Here is a 15,803-nt window from a genome sequence, read left to right on the forward strand (position 1 = left end):
ACGTCCCGGGCACGGCCTAGGGTTGCTGTGTGAACGAGCTCGATGTCGTAGGTGTCCGGGTGGAAATGCCCTCCAACCAACCGATCGTGCTCCTGCGCGAAGTGGGAGGCGACCGTTACCTCCCCATCTGGATCGGGCCGGGGGAGGCGACGGCGATCGCATTCGCCCAGCAGGGCATGGCGCCCGCCAGGCCGCTGACGCACGACCTGTTCAAGGACGTGCTGGAGGCCGTCGGCCAGGAGCTCACCGAAGTACGCATCACGGATCTGCGTGAGGGCGTCTTCTACGCGGAGCTGGTCTTCGCCAGTGGGGTCGAGGTGAGCGCCAGGCCGTCCGACGCCATAGCGCTTGCGCTGCGCACCGGAACGCCGATCTACGGCAGCGACACGGTGCTGGACGACGCGGGCATCGCGATCCCGGACGAGCAGGAGGACGAGGTGGAGAAGTTCCGCGAGTTCCTCGACCAGATCTCACCCGAGGACTTCGGCACCAGCAGCCAGTGAGGGACCAGAGCGGCCCGTCACCCACCGGGAGGTCGGTGACGGGCCGGTTCCGTGTCAGAAGGCCCCTGACGAGCCGGTTCGGGGCAGCTCACAGCCGAAACTCGTGGGCAATTGCCAGCGGCCATTGAGAGCGTCCTACGGCCTCCCGACAGAGCATTCGGCTAGCCTTTCCCCGCGGTGGGGCACGGGAAACCACTCCTAGGGTGATTATCACTCGGCGTGCCGAGTGTGGCGATCGTTGACGCACCCCTGGTGACTGCCTACCGTCGAGAAGGCAGGTCAAGGACGGAGGTCGGCGTGAGAAGCAGCGGCGACGGTTTGGCTGGGGGTGCCCCCGGACGCGGTTTCGGGGAGAGCGGTCCGTCCCCGCTTCACAGCAGCATTGCCGGTCATGCCCCGCAGCGGCCGACCGCAGTGCCGAGCGGCGGAGGGGCGGCGTCCATGGCCACCGAGGAGATCGGCTACCGCGGGCCCACGGCCTGCGCGGCGGCCGGCATCACCTACCGGCAGCTCGACTACTGGGCCCGCACCGGCCTGGTCGAGCCCAGCGTGCGGCCCGCCTACGGGTCGGGCACCCAGCGTCTGTACAGCTTTCGGGACGTCGTCGTCCTGAAGATCGTCAAGCGGTTCCTGGACACCGGGGTCTCCCTCCAGAACATCCGCACCGCCGTCCAGCACCTGAGAGAACGCGGTTTCCGCGACCTGGAGCGCATGACCCTGATGAGCGACGGTGCCACGGTCTACGAGTGCACCTCGCCGGACGAGGTGCACGCCCTGCTCCAGGGCGGTCAGGGCATCTTCGGGATCGCGGTCGGCGTGGTGTGGCGGGACGTGGAGAACGCGCTCTCCCAGTTGCACGGCGAGCGCGTCGACACCGGTGAGACGCTCGTCGGCCACAACCCCGCGGACGAACTGGCCCGGCGGCGCAACCGGGCGGTCTGAAGGCCCGCTGACAATGCCCCGGCCGGGGACCGGCAAGTTCTACTGATCCCCGCAACACCCTGGAGTTCAGGGAGCTGCGGGGATCGTGGATTTCGAGGTGTTGAAGGCGAGGTTCTTCGAGGCGCTGGACCGGGAGGGCGGCAGCGTTACCCTGGCGGCTCGGGCAGTCGGGGTGAACCGCAACACGGCGTTCGGGTGGGCCCGTAAGGCCGGTGTCCGCGGTCGTGGGAAGCCCGGCAGGTCTGGCCATCAAGGCCGGGCGGAGTACGAGCGGCTGCGTGCGGCTGGAGTTCGGCGCCGGGATGCCGCCGCGCAGGTCGGCGTCCACGAGCGCACCGCCGAGGACTGGGACCAGGGCATCCGCCAGATCGGCCACTCCCGGCTGCGTCCTGACGGACGCTTGATCGTCTATAAGACCGGTGTGACCATCATCAAGCCGCCGCTTCTCGCAGCGGTCGACGCGCAGCTGCACCCCCGGTTTCTGACCGTGACCGAGCGGGAGACGATCGCTGACATGCACCGGGCCGGCCACTCGTTGAGGGCGATAGGGCGGGCTCTGGGGCGGCCGGCGTCCACGGTCAAGCGGGAGATCGACACCCGGGCGGTCGACGGCGTCTACCGGCCGCACAGGGCCCAGCGGGCATGGGCCGAGAGCCGCGCCCGGCCCAAGGCATCCAAGCTCGCCGCAGACGGTCCGCTGCGTCGATACGTTGAGGACAGGCTGCGCGAACGCTGGTCACCGGAGCAGATCAGTCACACTGCGGCCATCGAGTTCCCCGACGACGAGAGTATGCGGGTGAGTCCGGAGACGATCTACCAGGCCATCTACGTCCAGGCCCGAGGCGGCCTGCGCCGCCAGGTCGCGGTCGCGCTGCGCACCGGGCGCACCCGCCGCAAGCCTCACCGCAGCCCGGAGCAGCGCACTCGCCGCTTCTTCGACGAGATGGTGATGATCTCCGAGCGGCCGCCGGAGGTTGAGGACCGAGCGATTCCCGGTCATTGGGAAGGCGATCTGATCGTCGGCCCACGCAGCGAGAGCGCGATAGTGACCCTGGTCGAGCGCTCCACCCGCTACGTCATGCTCGGACATCTGCCCGGCGGACACACGGCCGGGGAAGTCCGCGATGTGCTGGTGCCGCTGATCCAGGCCCTGCCCGAGCACTTGCGCGGTTCGCTGACCTGGGATCAGGGCTGCGAAATGGCCGCGCACAAGCAGTTCACCGTGGCCACCGGCGTGCCGGTCTACTTCTGCGACCCCCACTCGCCCTGGCAGCGCGGCTCGAATGAGAACACGAACGGCCTGCTTCGGCAGTACTTCCCCAAGGGCACCGACCTGTCCGCGCACAGTCCCGCAGACCTTGAACACGTCGCCCAGCAGCTCAACGGTCGGCCACGCAAGACGCTCGGCTGGAGAACCCCAGCCGAGCGTCTGCGTGATCTACTGATGGCCGCATAAGCCATCAGGTGTTGCGGGGATCCCGAGAATCCGCCACCGTGCCGGGGCATTGTCAGTGGCGTGGTGCAGCATCGGAGATGTGAGAAACGCGCCCACGATCCTGCATCTCGACATGGATGCCTTCTTCGCCTCGGTGGAGCAGGCGTCCAAGCCGAGCCTGCGCGGGAAGGCCGTGGTCGTGGGCGGGCTCGGACCGCGCGGTGTGGTGGCCACCGCGTCCTACGAGGCCCGGGTGTTCGGGGTGCACTCCGCGATGCCGATGGGCCAGGCACGGCGGCTGGCGCCGAACGCCGCGTACCTGGTGCCGCGCTTCGGGCTGTACCGGTCGGTCAGCGAGCAGGTGATGGGGTTGCTGCGCGGGCTCTCGCCGCTGGTGGAGCCGCTCAGCCTGGACGAGGCCTTCGTGGACCTGGAGGCCGGTGAGGTGGCCTGGGACGCCGTGTCGGCGCGACTGGTGGGGGAGAGGCTGCGCGCCGACATACGGGCCGTCACGGGGCTCTCCGGGTCCGTCGGGCTCGCCGCCTCGAAGATGCTCGCGAAGATCGCCTCCGAGCAGGCCAAGCCCGACGGGCTGGTGCTGATCGAGCCGGGCACGGAGCGGGCGATGCTGGGGCCGATGACCGTGCGGACCCTGCCGGGGGTGGGGCCGGCGACGGGGGACCACCTGCGGCGGGCCGGGATCACCACGGTCGAGGAGATCGCCGAGGCGGGGGAGGACGAACTGGTACGGCTGCTCGGCAAGGCCCACGGGCACGCGCTGTACGCGATGGCGCTCGCGCACGACGAGCGGCCCGTGGTGGCCGAGCGGGAGGCCAAGTCGGTGTCGGTCGAGGACACCTACGACGTGGACATCCACGACCGGCTGCGGGTGGGGATGGAGGTGCAGCGGCTGGCCGACCGGTGCGTGCGGCGGCTGCGGGGGGCCGGGCTGTCCGGGCGGACCATCGTGCTGAAGGTGCGGCGGTACGACTTCTCGACGCTCACCAGGTCCGAGACGCTCAGGGGGCCGACCGACGACCCGGGGGTGGTGCGTGAGGCGGCGGCGCGGCTGCTGGACTCGGTGGACACGACGGGGGGTGTGCGGCTGCTGGGGGTGGGGGTGACGGGGCTGGCCGACTACACGCAGGAGGACCTGTTCGCGCAGGCGGCGGCCGGGGAGGGGGCGGCGGAGTTCGCGGCGGAGGACGAGGCTGCGGAGCCGGTCGCCGAGGAGCAGGTGGTCGCCGAGCGGAGGTGGCCCGCCGGGCACGACGTGCGGCATGCCGAGCACGGGCACGGATGGGTGCAGGGCAGTGGGCTGGGGCGGGTCACGGTGCGGTTCGAGACGCCGGGGGCGGTGGGGCCCGGGAGAGTGCGGACGTTTCGGGTCGACGACCCCGAGCTGGAGCCGGCGGAGCCGTTGCCGCTGGTGCCGGGGATCCCGGTGGACGGGGTGCGTACGTGACCGTGGATGCCGGACGGGGGCGGGACGCTTGCCGGCGCTTGCAGGTGCCGCTGCGCCCACCCGTGCCGCCTCTGCGGCACGCCTGCCCGCAGAACAACTAAGTGGCTGTGCAGGAAACGGCTGGGCAGCGCCCCGCCAGGGGCGCTGGGGGTACCCCCAGCCGATGGCTGGGGGAGGAACCGCGCGAGCGACCCCCGCTCACCCGCAGCCAACCGTCGGCCTCACGCCCCCGCGTCCTCCGTTCCCGCCAGTTTGCCGAAGTCGCGGTCCGGGTGGGCGGGGGGCGGGGCAGCGGTGTCCAGGCCGTAGTGGTGGTAGAGCTGGAGCTCCTGTTCCGGGGAGAGGTGGCGGCCCACGCCGAAGTCGGGGGCGTCTTTGATCAGGGCGCGGTCGAAGGGGACCTTAAGGGTGCCCTCGACCAGTTCGCTGGGCTCCAGGGGGACGAAGGCGTCCCTGGAGAAGAGGCCGGTGCGTATGGCCGCCCACTCCGGCACGCCCGTCGCGTCGTCGAGGTACACCTCGTCGATCGTGCCGATCTTCGTGCCGTTGCGGTCGAACGCCTTGCGGCCGATCAGGTTGCGCGGATCGATGTCGGTCTGCACGGGCCCTCCACTTGGTCGCAACTCATCCGTAAGCACTACAAAAGAGCACATTGAAGGAGGCGGCCACTCGAAGGCTCCGGTGTTGCCCCCGCTGGTACGCTGGCGGTGGCTGCTGACCCCGTGCGGGAGAGTCCTCCGGGAAACCGGAGGCGCCGAAGGAGCAAATCCTCCCCGGAATCTCTCAGGCTCACGTACCGCACGGACGAGGTCACTCTGGAAAGCAGGGCGGACGTCGACGGTGTCCGCGCTCACCGACGGTGCAAGCCGGTGGTCCGCAAGGGCACACCGGCGAAGCTCTCAGGTCCGATGACAGAGGGGGAGGCCGTCGGGGTACCCGTGCCGGGGTACCCCTCGAAGGTCGCGTCAGACCAGGAGGCCTCCGCAATGACCGCCCAGCGCATCCCGCTCTCCGAACTTGAGCAGGGGATTCCCTTCGAGCAGCGCCACATCGGCCCCGACCACGAGGCCCGGGCCAAGATGCTCGCCCAGGTCGGCTACGGCTCGCTCGACGAGCTGACCGCCGCCGCCGTGCCGGACGTGATCAAGAACGCCGACCGGCTCGACCTGCCCGGCGCCCGCACCGAGGCCGAGGTGCTGGCCGAGCTGCGGTCCCTGGCCGACCGGAACCAGGTGCTCGACTCGATGATCGGCCTGGGGTACTACGGGACCTTCACGCCGCCCGTCATCCTGCGCAACGTGATGGAGAACCCCGCCTGGTACACGGCCTACACGCCGTACCAGCCGGAGATCTCCCAGGGCCGCCTGGAAGCGCTGCTGAACTTCCAGACCGTGGTCGCCGACCTCACCGGGCTGCCCACCTCCGGTGCCTCGCTGCTCGACGAGGGCACGGCCGCAGCCGAGGCGATGGCCCTGTCGCTGCGCATGGGCAAGAACAAGAAGGGCGTCTTCGTCGTCGACGCGGACGCGCTGCCGCAGACCATCGCCGTGATACAGACCCGGGCCGAGCCCACGGGCGTGGAGGTCGTGGTCGCCGACCTCGCCGAGGGCATTCCGGCGGAGCTCGCCGGGCGGGAGATCAACGGGGTGCTCGTCCAGTACCCCGGCGCCTCCGGTGCCGTACGCGACATCAGGGCCGTCGTCGAGCAGGCGCACGAAGCGGGCGCGCTCGTCACCGTCGCCGCCGACCTGCTCGCGCTGACCCTGCTGACCTCGCCGGGCGAGCTCGGGGCCGACATCGCCGTCGGCACCACCCAGCGGTTCGGTGTGCCGATGGGCTTCGGCGGGCCGCACGCCGGTTACATGGCGGTCCGCGAGAAGTTCGCGCGCAGCCTGCCCGGGCGGCTCGTGGGCGTCTCCGTGGACGCCGACGGGAACAAGGCGTACCGGCTGGCGCTGCAGACCCGCGAGCAGCACATCCGGCGGGAGAAGGCCACCAGCAACATCTGCACCGCGCAGGTGCTGCTCGCCGTGATGGCCGGCATGTACGCCGTCTACCACGGGCCCGAGGGACTGAGGGCCATCGCCCAGCGGACGCATCGCTACGCCACGATCCTCGCCGCGGGGCTCACGGCCGGCGGTGTCGAGATCGTGCACGGCGCCTACTTCGACACCCTCACCGCGCGCGTGCCCGGCAAGGCCGCGGGGATCGTCGCCGCCGCCCGTCAGGGCGGAGTCAACCTCCGGCTCGTCGACGCCGACCACGTCTCCATGGCCTGCGACGAGACCACCACGCGCGCCCAGCTGAGCGCCGTCTGGACGGCCTTCGGCGTCGAGGGCGACGTCGAGGCGCTGGACGCCGCCACCGAGGACACGCTGCCCGAGGCGCTGCTGCGCACCGACGGCTACCTGACCCACCCCGTCTTCCAGCGGCACCGCTCCGAGACCGCGATGCTCCGCTACCTGCGCAGGCTCGCCGACCGGGACTACGCGCTGGACCGCGGCATGATCCCGCTGGGCTCGTGCACCATGAAGCTCAACGCGACCACCGAGATGGAACCGGTCACCTGGCCCGAGTTCGGCCAGCTGCACCCGTTCGCGCCCGCCGAGCAGGCGCAGGGCTACCTGACCCTCATCCGTGAGCTGGAGGAACGGCTCGCCGAGGTCACCGGGTACGACAAGGTGTCGCTGCAGCCCAACGCCGGCTCGCAGGGCGAGTTCGCCGGCCTGCTCGCCGTACGCGCGTACCACCGTGCCAACGGCGACGCGCAGCGGACCGTGTGCCTGATCCCCTCGTCCGCGCACGGGACCAACGCCGCCAGTGCCGTCATGGCGGGCATGAAGGTCGTCGTCGTGAAGACCGCCGAGGACGGCGAGATCGACGTCGCCGACCTGCGGGCGAAGATCGAGCAGTACCGCGACGAGCTCGCCGTGCTGATGATCACCTACCCGTCCACGCACGGGGTGTTCGAGGAGCACGTCGCCGACATCTGCGCGCAGGTGCACGAGGCCGGCGGACAGGTGTACGTCGACGGGGCCAACCTCAACGCCCTGGTCGGGGTCGCCAAGCCGGGCCACTTCGGCGGCGACGTCTCCCACCTCAACCTGCACAAGACCTTCTGCATCCCGCACGGCGGCGGCGGTCCCGGCGTCGGTCCGGTGGCCGTACGGGCCCACCTGGCGCCGTACCTGCCGAACCACCCGCTGCAGCCGGCCGCCGGTCCCGAGACGGGTGTCGGGCCGATCTCGGCCGCGCCGTGGGGCTCGGCGGGGATCCTGCCGATCTCGTGGGCCTACGTCCGGCTCATGGGCGGCGAGGGACTGAAGCGGGCCACCCAGGTGGCCGTGCTCAGCGCCAACTACGTCGCCAAGCGGCTGGAGCCGCACTTCCCCGTGCTCTACACCGGGCCCGGCGGCCTCGTCGCGCACGAGTGCATCATCGACCTGCGGCCGCTGACCAAGGCGACCGGGGTGAGCGTGGACGACGTCGCCAAGCGGCTCATCGACTACGGCTTCCACGCGCCGACGATGTCCTTCCCGGTGGCCGGCACGCTGATGATCGAGCCGACCGAGTCCGAGGACCTCGGCGAGCTGGACCGGTTCTGCGAGGCGATGATCGCCATCCGCGCGGAGATCGACAAGGTCGGGGCCGGCGAGTGGTCCGCCGACGACAACCCGCTGCGTGGCGCTCCGCACACCGCCGCCGCGCTGGGCGGCGAGTGGAAGCACGAGTACAGCCGCGAGGAGGCCGTCTTCCCCGCCGGGGTGTCCGCCGCCGACAAGTACTGGCCGCCGGTGCGCCGGATCGACCAGGCCTTCGGCGACCGGAACCTGGTGTGCTCGTGCCCGCCGCTGGACGCGTACGAGGACTGACGCACCGGCACGACGCGAGAGGCCCCGCTCCGGCGGGGCCTCCCGTTTTCACGCCGGGTACGCGTGCGTCTGGGTCGCCTTCACCGTCGCCCAGACCGCGACGCCCGGGTGCAGGTCCAGTTCGGCCGCCGCGACCGTGGTGAGGTCGGCGGCGAGGGCGAGTCCGCCGGTCAGGTCGGCGCGGATCTGGTCGCCGTGGGTCTCCAGGCCGGCGACCTCGCAGCGCCAGAGGTTGCGGGCGCTGGCGCCGGTGGGGCGGTCCCGGAAGAGGGTGACGGCGCTCGGCGGGAACGCGACGAAGACGTCTCCTGTGAGGACTTCGCTGGTGGTGATCGCGGGGCCCGCGGCGAGCTGGACCGTGTGGCCCTCCGCCCGGCCCCGGTAGAGGTTGAGACCGACCAGGTGGGCGATGTAGTCGGTGCGCGGGTGGCGGGCGATGTCGGCGGGGGTGCCCTCCTGGACGATGCGGCCCTCCTCCACGACGATCAGGCGGTCGGCCAGCACCATGGCGTCCAGCGGGTCGTGCGTGACCAGGACCGCGACCGCCTCGAACTCGGCCAGGTGACGGCGGAGCCGGGACCGCACGTCGAGGCGGGTACGGGCGTCGAGGGCGGCGAGGGGCTCGTCCAGGAGCAGCAGGCGGGGGCGGGTGGCCAGGGCGCGGGCCAGTGCGACGCGCTGGGCCTGTCCGCCGGAGAGGCGGCGGGGTTTGACGCCGGCGTGTTCGGCGAGGCCCATGCGGTCGAGCCAGGCGGCGGCCTGGGCGCGGGCCTCGGTCTTGGTCGCGCCGTGGCAGCGGGGGCCGAAGGCGACGTTGTCGAGGGCCGTGAGGTGGGGGAAGAGGAGGTAGTCCTGGAAGACGACGCCGACCGGGCGGGATTCGGGGGGCGTGCGGTCCAACTCCGTGCCGTCGAGGCGCAGGTGACCGGTGGTGAGGGGGATGAGGCCGGCCAGGGCGCGGAGGGCGGTGGTCTTTCCGGCGCCGTTGGGGCCGAGGAGGGCGACGACCTCGCCGGGGGCGGCGGTGAGGGTGATGTCCAGGTGGAAGGTGGGACGGGTGACGACGAGGCGAGCGTGGAGGCCGCCGGTTTTCGGGTGCGGGTGCGGGTGCGGGTGCGTGGTGGGCCGCGCGCGGTGGGCGGGTTGTGTACCGTCGGCGGCTGCGGCCGGCCGCTGGGGTGGCTGCGTGGCGTCGGCGGACGTCGGCAGGCCGTGGGGAGGCTGGGTGCCGTCCGCGGATACGGGATGTGAGTTGGTCATCGGGGCGTCGTCCACCGGGTCGTCCTCATGATGCCGTCATCCAACGATCCCGCAACGCCGCCAGTACCGCGATCGACACCGCCAGCAGCACCAGGCTGAGCGCGATCGCCGCGTCGGGGTCGTTCTGGAGGGCGAGGTAGACGGCGAGCGGCATGGTCTGGGTGCGGCCGGGGAAGTTGCCGGCGAAGGTGATCGTCGCTCCGAACTCACCGAGCGCGCGGGCCCAGGCCAGGACCGAGCCGGCCGCGATGCCCGGGGCGATGAGGGGAAGCGTGACCCGGCGGAACGCGGTGAAGCGGGAGGCGCCCAGGGTGGTGGCCGCCTCCTCGTAACGGGGGTCGGCGGCGCGCAGCGTGCCCTCGACGCTGATCACCAGGAAGGGCATGGCCACGAAGGACTCGGCGAGGACCACGCCGGCCGTGGTGAAGGGCAGGGTGATGCCGAACCAGGAGTCCAGCCACTGGCCCACCACCCCGTTGCGGCCGAGGGCGAGCAGCAGGGCCACACCGCCGACCACCGGCGGGAGGACGAGGGGGAGGGTGACCAGCGCCCGGACGAACCCCCGGCCGGGGAACTCCGTGCGGGCCAGCAGCCAGGCCAGGGGGACGCCCAGGACGAGGCTGACGGCCGTCGCCGCCGTGGCGCAGATGAGGGAGAGCTGGAGGGCCTGCCAGACCTCCGCACTGGTCAGCAGGGACGGGAGGCCGCGCCAGGGGGCCCGCACCAGCAGGGCGACCAGCGGCAGGAGCAGGAAGACCAGAGCTACCGCTCCGGGGAGCAGGAGCGGCAGCGGTACGGCCGGCCGAACGCGCCGGCGTCGTGGGCCGCCCGGGAGGGTGCCGGCCGCAGCGCCGGAATGGTCGGCCTTCGTCATGGCTTGAGGAACCCGGCGTCGTTCAGCACCTTCTGGCCCTCGGCGGACTGCACCAGGGCGATGAACGCCTTGGCCAGCGTGGGGTTCTGGGCGTTCTTGAGGAGGGCGATCGGGTAGTCGTTGATCGCGTCGGCGGACTCGGGGAAGTCCACGCCCTCCACCTTGCTGCCGGCTGCCTTCACGTCGGTCCGGTAGACGACCGCCGCGTCGGCCTCCTTCAGGACCACCTTGTTGAGGGCGGACTTCACGTCCTCCTCGTAGGAGACCGGGGTGAGCTTGATCTTGCCGGCGTCCAGGGCCTTCTGCGCGGCGGCGCCGCACGGCACCGTCTTGTCGCACAGCACGACCTTCAGCGAGGACTTCGTCAGGTCCTTCAGGGAGGAGATCCTGTCGGGGTTGCCCGGGAGGGTGGCGATCTCCAGCTGGTTGCGGACGAAGGTGGCCGGCGTGGTGGCGGTGTCCTTCCTGTCCGCCACGATCGCCATGGTCTTGGCGCTCGCGGCGGCGAAGACGTCGGCCGGCGCACCGCTGGTGATCTGCGCGGCGAGGGTGTCGCTGCCGCCGAAGCTGAAGTCGACCTTGGTGCCCGGGTGGGCCTTCTCGAAGTCGGCCTTCAGGGTCGTGAAGCTCTCCTGCAGCGAGGCCGCCGCGAACACGGTGATCGAGCCCGACAGCTTGGGTGTCGCCGGCGCCGAGGTGTCCGTCGTCGTCGCCGACGACTCGTCGTCGGAGGAGGAGCAGGCGCTCAGGGCCAGCAGGGCCGCGACCGAGGCACCGGCCACCTGGAGCGTCCACCGGGTCCGGCGCACGGAACGGGTCATCACGAGTGAACTCCTCTGGATCCGGTGAACGATCTGTCGCGCCCTGCTGCGACCTGTCTATCAGCCCGCGTGGCGATGATACTGCCGCAGTTGCCAGGCGTAAGTCTTCTGTCACATCGCATGAGCTGCATACTTTCGGACTGGGGCTGGCATGTGCGTTTCTACGGCGACGTGCCGCGGGTACCGTCATCCGGGAGCCGGCCGCACACGACGCTCGCCGAACTCGCCCGCACCGGAGACCTCGCACGACCGGCCCGGCTGACCGTGCCCGATCCCGTGCGCTTGCCCAGCGCGAGGGTGCGCGCCGGCTTCGAGTGCGCCGGCAGCGGAGTCCAGCACCACGCCTTCACCCGACCGCGTCTGTACGAAGTCCTCACCGCCGCGGGACGCGGCGGGTTCCTGTGGGTGGAGCACTTCACCGGCCGGGACCTGTCCCGGCCGAGTGGCCGGCTGGACCTGTGGGCCGCCCTGCTGTGCGGGCGGCCCGTCAGACGCGGTCGATGTGCACGTTCGTGGACTTCACCCGGGCGGTGGCCTCCATGCCGACCTCCAGGCCGAGTTCCTCGACCGCCTCCCGGGTCAGCAGGGAGACCAGGCGGTGCGGGCCGGCCTGGATCTCGACCTGGGCGGCGACGTCGCCGAGTTTGATCGCGGTGACGATGCCGGGGAAGGCGTTGCGGACCGAGGTGAAGGAGGCGTCCTCCTCGGCGGTGCCGGCCTTGGCCAGTTCGACGGAGAACGCGGCGAGGTCCGTGCCGTCGATGAGTCGCCTGCCGCCCTCGTCGCGGTGGGTGGCCACCCGGCCCGCGTCGGCCCAGCGGCGGGCGGTGTCCGGGCTGACGCCGAGCAGCCGTGCCGCCTGGCCGATCGTGTAGGAGGGCATGGGCTCACCATAGGGCCGGGTGGCGGGGTGCGAGGGCGTGGGGTCGCCGGTCAGGTGAGGCCGGAAGCCGCCAGGACCGCGCGTGCGTTCGTGTCGTCGATCTCGTGGCCGAGCCGTGCCAGCACCTCGGTGCCGCGGCGCAGGGTGCCCCGCTCCACGGAGCGGCGGACACCGGTGTCCAGTTCGTGCCAGAGCAGCGGGTTGGCGTGCAGGACGGCCGGGTCCAGCTCCAGCCGGTTGCCCCGGGTGTCGCGCAGGACCAGATGCGCGGCGACGTCCCCGTACTGGCCGACGGAGACGAGGGAATCGGTGCGGACGGTACGGCGGCGCAGCGCGCCTCGGACGGCCAGCCAGCCGGGGCCCGCCGTGACGCGGGCCGGCAGCAGCACGACGAGGATGGCGGCCGAGAGCGTGACCCAGAGCAGGGCGCGGGCCGGGGTGAGGGTGCCGGCGTCCCAGTCCACGGCGAACGTCAGCCCGCCGAAGCCGAGGGCGGAGCCGACGGCCAGTCGTGCGCCGCCCCGCCAGGTGCGGTCACCGGCCGCCCGCCCTCCGGGTCTTCTGTCCTCCATGGGGCCGACGGTAGGCGGCGGTGGCGGCGGGGGAGCCACCGCTGACAGGGTTCTTATGCGGACCGAGCGGTTATTGACGGGATTCTTACGCCCCGTGTCCCGCGCCCTCTGTCCGGTGCCCGGTGCTGGTGGCCGGCCCTCAGCCCGTGTGGACCCGCGGCCGCCGGTCGCGGTCCGGCTCCGCCTCGCGCAGCACCTCCCGGGTGACCGGGGCGACCTCGCCCTGGCCGAAGAGGAAGAAGCGCAGGAAGTTGGCGAACGGGTTGCCCTCGGTCCACTCGAAGTAGATGTGCGGGATGCAGCCGGTCTCGTCCCGGACGTGCAGCAGCAGCGCGGCCAGGGCGTTGGGGATGGAGGCGGACTCCAGGGTCAGCACGCGGTAGCGGTTGTGCAGGACCTCGCCGCGCACGGTCAGGCCCGCCTCGAACTCGGAGGGGTCGGTGACCGTCACCTCGACGAAGACGAAGTCCTCCTGCTCGGGCATGTCGTTGTCGGCGCGGATCTGCTCGATCTTGTCGCGGTACTCGGCCTTGTCGCGCCGGTCCGGCTCATTGGCGATGAACCGCATCTTGCGGCTGGCCATATCGCGGATGAATCGTTCCGCCATGTCGTCGAGGGTCACGCTCGTCACGCGCAGCTCGAAGGCGCGGGCGAGGCGGGAGAGCAGCGAGACGAGCATGATGCCGACGATGAAGCAGGCGCCGATCTTCACACCGTCGGGGCGCTCGATGACGTTGACGACGGTCGTGTACAGGAAGACCGCCGCGATGATCCCGAACCCGATCGTCCACTTCCGCTGTCCTGCCTTGCGGGCGGCGATGGTCACCGCGACCGCGGCGGAGCTGATCAGCACCAGCACGCCGGTGGCGTAGGCGCCGCCCTGCGCGTCGACGTCGGCGTCGAAGATCCAGGTCACCAGGAAGGCGATCAGCGTGAAGACGATGACCATCGGGCGCACCGCACGGGCCCAGTGCGGGGCCATGCCGTAGCGGGGCAGGTAGCGGGGCATCAGGTTGAGCAGGCCGGCCATCGCGGAGGCGCCGGCGAACCACAGGATGGCGATCGTCGAGACGTCGTAGACCGTGCCGAAGACGTTGCCGAGGTACTCGTGGGACAGGTAGGCGAGCGCACGGCCGTTGGCGCTGCCGCCCGACTTGAACTCGTTCTCCGGGATGAGCAGCGTGGTGATGAAGCTGGTCGCGATGAGGAAGCAGCTCATGATCAGGGCGGCCGTGGTGAGCAGCTTCTTGGTGTCCCGGATCCGCCCGGTGGGCTGCTGCTCGGTGTCGCCCGGTTCGCCCTTGACGTGGGGCATGACGGCGACACCGGTCTCGAAGCCGGACAGGCCCAGGGCGAGTTTCGGGAAGACGATCAGGGCGACGCCGACCATGACGAAGACGTTGCCGTGTTCCTGGGTGAGGGCGCTGGACCAGTCGGTGATGACGTGCTCGGCGGTGATGACGTGGTAGAAGCCGACGATCACGACGACGACGTTGAGGGCGAGATAGATGCCGACCAGGGCTACCGCGACGCCGATCGCCTCCAGGAAGCCCTTGAGGAAGACCGCGCCGAGCAGGGCCACCAGGAACAGCGTGATGACCATCTGCTTGCCCTGCAGGAAGTCGGTCAGGTGCGGGTTCTCCACCAGGTGGGTGGAGGCGTCCGCGGCCGACAGGGTGATGGTGATCAGGAAGTCGGTGGCGGCGAAGCCGAGCAGCGTCAGCACGAAGAGCTTGCCCTGCCAGAAGGAGAGCAGCCGCTCCAGCATGGCGATGGAGCCCTCGCCGTGCGGGCTCTCCTCGGCGACGCGGCGGTAGACCGGCAGGGCGCCGGCCAGGGTGACCACGACGAGCACGATGGTCGCGATCGGCGACAGCAGGCCGGCCGCCAGGGCGGCGATGCCCGGCTGGTAGCCGAGGGTGGAGAAGTAGTCGACACCGGTCAGGCACATCACCCGCCACCAGCGCTGGCCCTGGTGCGGGGGTTCGGGCTGTGCGTGGGGGCCGGTGTGGCCGCCGCCCTTGCCCATGTCGGACAGCCCCTCCAGCATCCAGGCGCGCAGGCGACTGGGAGGGGGGTGTTCGGTCGTGGCCATGGGGTCGGCTCCTGGTGTCCGGCGCGGTGAGGTGCGGGGCAGTTCGATTCCGGCCATCACGCGGACGGCGGCACCAGCGTAAGCAGAGAGTGACGCGTGGGCCCACGGATCGAGAGGTCCTGGGCGTCAAGCTTGCGTTAAGAATGCCCTGGCAGGCGTTGGTCGGGCATCAAGAAGACGTGGCCCGGAGGCTGCGGGGGGACGTTGGGCTGTACGGGGGGCGGCGAGCGGGTGCCGGGTTTCGGACACCGAGCGTTATCCGGTGCGACGTGCTGCCCGCTCCCTCTCACGCGCTCAGCTGTTCGCGCACGACCGGACTGCCCACCGCGTAGTGCACATATGCGCGGACCAGGCGGAAGCCGGCGGTCCAGGCCAACAGACGGCTGTTTCAGCTCGGTGGCGGCGGCCGCCTCGGTGCGGGCGGCGCGCGCGTCCGTGCCGTAGCGCCAGTCGAGGAGCCGCAGCGCCACCGTGTCGGTGCGAGCCTTGCGCAGGGACGCGGCCTGGGCCTTGCCTCGGCCCTCGGCGACCGCCTTGGCGAGGTCGGCGAAGATCACGGTCAGCCACAGCCAGAAGCTGATCACCCAGGTGAAGACGGCCGGATGCAGCAGTGCGGACAGGCTGGTCAGGGCGGCTCCCACCGAGACCACGAACAGGACCGGATTCCTGACCAGGTCCCGTGGATGCGGTTCGCGCAGCGCGTCGGGGAAGGAGCGGACGAGCTGGGCGGGTTCGAAGAATCCGCTCGGGGTCCGGTGTTACGTGGCCCCCTTCGACTTCGGACGGGACGGACGCGAGGCACGGGACGGCGGGGCCTGCTCGGGAGCGGCGCGCAACATGAGGACCTTCGTGAGACGACAGGGGGTGGTGGGCCCCCGGGACCGTGCGGTGCCCGGGGCCCCAGGCACCGCACGGCGGGCGCACGGACGCCGACGGGACGCTGTCGGGTGCGGTGCGCGGGCGCCCGGCGTGCGGAACGGGCCCCCGGCCGCCGCACGGTCCGCATCGGATCCGCGGTCCGGGGCCGTGAGGCCGCTGACGCCCGCGCCCTGCTCGGGCGGCCGACCGAGAATCCATCCAC

Annotated in this window: 13 protein-coding genes and 1 riboswitch; of the genes, 5 read left to right on the top strand and 8 right to left on the bottom strand. The window is 71.4% G+C overall.

The window, feature by feature from the left end; all coding sequences use genetic code 11:
• The first annotated feature begins 29 nt into the window (after nucleotides 1–29).
• From BLW82_RS35850 to BLW82_RS35865, 4 genes are all read left to right on the top strand, one after another.
• Entirely contained in the window at nucleotides 30–503 is a 474-nt protein-coding gene (locus BLW82_RS35850) for a bifunctional nuclease family protein (RefSeq protein ID WP_026253112.1), read from the top strand.
• A gap of 297 nt (nucleotides 504–800) precedes the next feature.
• The gene (locus tag BLW82_RS35855) at nucleotides 801–1,445 is read left to right on the top strand and encodes a MerR family transcriptional regulator (protein ID WP_093505591.1); all 645 of its coding nucleotides are present in this window, start codon (nucleotides 801–803) and stop codon (nucleotides 1,443–1,445) included.
• A gap of 274 nt (nucleotides 1,446–1,719) precedes the next feature.
• Nucleotides 1,720–2,901: an IS30 family transposase gene (locus BLW82_RS35860; protein WP_107408616.1), complete on the top strand. Its 1,182-nt coding sequence runs from the start codon at nucleotides 1,720–1,722 to the stop codon at nucleotides 2,899–2,901.
• Nucleotides 2,902–2,980: 79 nt separating this feature from the next.
• A complete protein-coding gene (locus BLW82_RS35865) occupies nucleotides 2,981–4,345 on the top strand; it encodes a DNA polymerase IV (protein WP_093505593.1) in 1,365 nt (454 codons plus the stop codon).
• A gap of 221 nt (nucleotides 4,346–4,566) precedes the next feature.
• Here the strand turns inward: BLW82_RS35865 and BLW82_RS35870 are convergent, their stop codons facing one another.
• Nucleotides 4,567–4,947 (bottom strand): PRC-barrel domain-containing protein, encoded by a 381-nt coding sequence (locus BLW82_RS35870; protein ID WP_177233175.1) that lies wholly within the window; start codon nucleotides 4,945–4,947, stop codon nucleotides 4,567–4,569.
• 113 nt (nucleotides 4,948–5,060) lie between these two features.
• Nucleotides 5,061–5,154: riboswitch (glycine riboswitch) on the top strand.
• A gap of 177 nt (nucleotides 5,155–5,331) precedes the next feature.
• Here BLW82_RS35870 and gcvP point away from each other — a divergent pair.
• Nucleotides 5,332–8,217, top strand: a complete 2,886-nt coding sequence (gcvP, locus tag BLW82_RS35875) for an aminomethyl-transferring glycine dehydrogenase (RefSeq protein ID WP_093505597.1) — start codon at nucleotides 5,332–5,334, stop codon at nucleotides 8,215–8,217.
• 48 nt (nucleotides 8,218–8,265) lie between these two features.
• Here gcvP and BLW82_RS35880 read toward each other — a convergent pair whose 3' ends face one another.
• From BLW82_RS35880 to BLW82_RS46390, 7 genes are all read right to left on the bottom strand, one after another.
• Nucleotides 8,266–9,492, bottom strand: a complete 1,227-nt coding sequence (locus BLW82_RS35880) for an ABC transporter ATP-binding protein (protein WP_256216057.1) — start codon at nucleotides 9,490–9,492, stop codon at nucleotides 8,266–8,268.
• Nucleotides 9,493–9,502: 10 nt separating this feature from the next.
• Nucleotides 9,503–10,351 carry a molybdate ABC transporter permease subunit gene (gene modB, locus BLW82_RS35885; protein WP_093505599.1) on the bottom strand — a complete coding sequence of 283 codons (849 nt, stop codon included), beginning with the start codon at nucleotides 10,349–10,351 and terminating at the stop codon, nucleotides 9,503–9,505.
• Nucleotides 10,348–11,172 carry a molybdate ABC transporter substrate-binding protein gene (modA, locus tag BLW82_RS35890; RefSeq protein WP_093505601.1) on the bottom strand — a complete coding sequence of 275 codons (825 nt, stop codon included), beginning with the start codon at nucleotides 11,170–11,172 and terminating at the stop codon, nucleotides 10,348–10,350. Before modA ends, modB begins: the two co-directional genes overlap by 4 nt.
• Nucleotides 11,173–11,659: 487 nt before the next feature.
• Nucleotides 11,660–12,055, bottom strand: coding sequence for a TOBE domain-containing protein (locus tag BLW82_RS35895; protein ID WP_093505603.1), 396 nt, complete (start codon nucleotides 12,053–12,055; stop codon nucleotides 11,660–11,662).
• Nucleotides 12,056–12,105: 50 nt separating this feature from the next.
• Nucleotides 12,106–12,627, bottom strand: a complete 522-nt coding sequence (locus BLW82_RS35900; RefSeq protein ID WP_093505605.1) for a hypothetical protein — start codon at nucleotides 12,625–12,627, stop codon at nucleotides 12,106–12,108.
• Between the two features lie 139 nt (nucleotides 12,628–12,766).
• Nucleotides 12,767–14,722, bottom strand: coding sequence for an APC family permease (locus tag BLW82_RS35905; RefSeq protein ID WP_093505607.1), 1,956 nt, complete (start codon nucleotides 14,720–14,722; stop codon nucleotides 12,767–12,769).
• 137 nt (nucleotides 14,723–14,859) lie between these two features.
• Nucleotides 14,860–15,372 (bottom strand): hypothetical protein, encoded by a 513-nt coding sequence (locus tag BLW82_RS46390; protein ID WP_177233176.1) that lies wholly within the window; start codon nucleotides 15,370–15,372, stop codon nucleotides 14,860–14,862.
• Nucleotides 15,373–15,803 lie beyond the last annotated feature (431 nt).

Source organism: Streptomyces sp. Ag109_O5-10 (genome assembly GCF_900105755.1).
Lineage (GTDB): Bacteria > Actinomycetota > Actinomycetes > Streptomycetales > Streptomycetaceae > Streptomyces.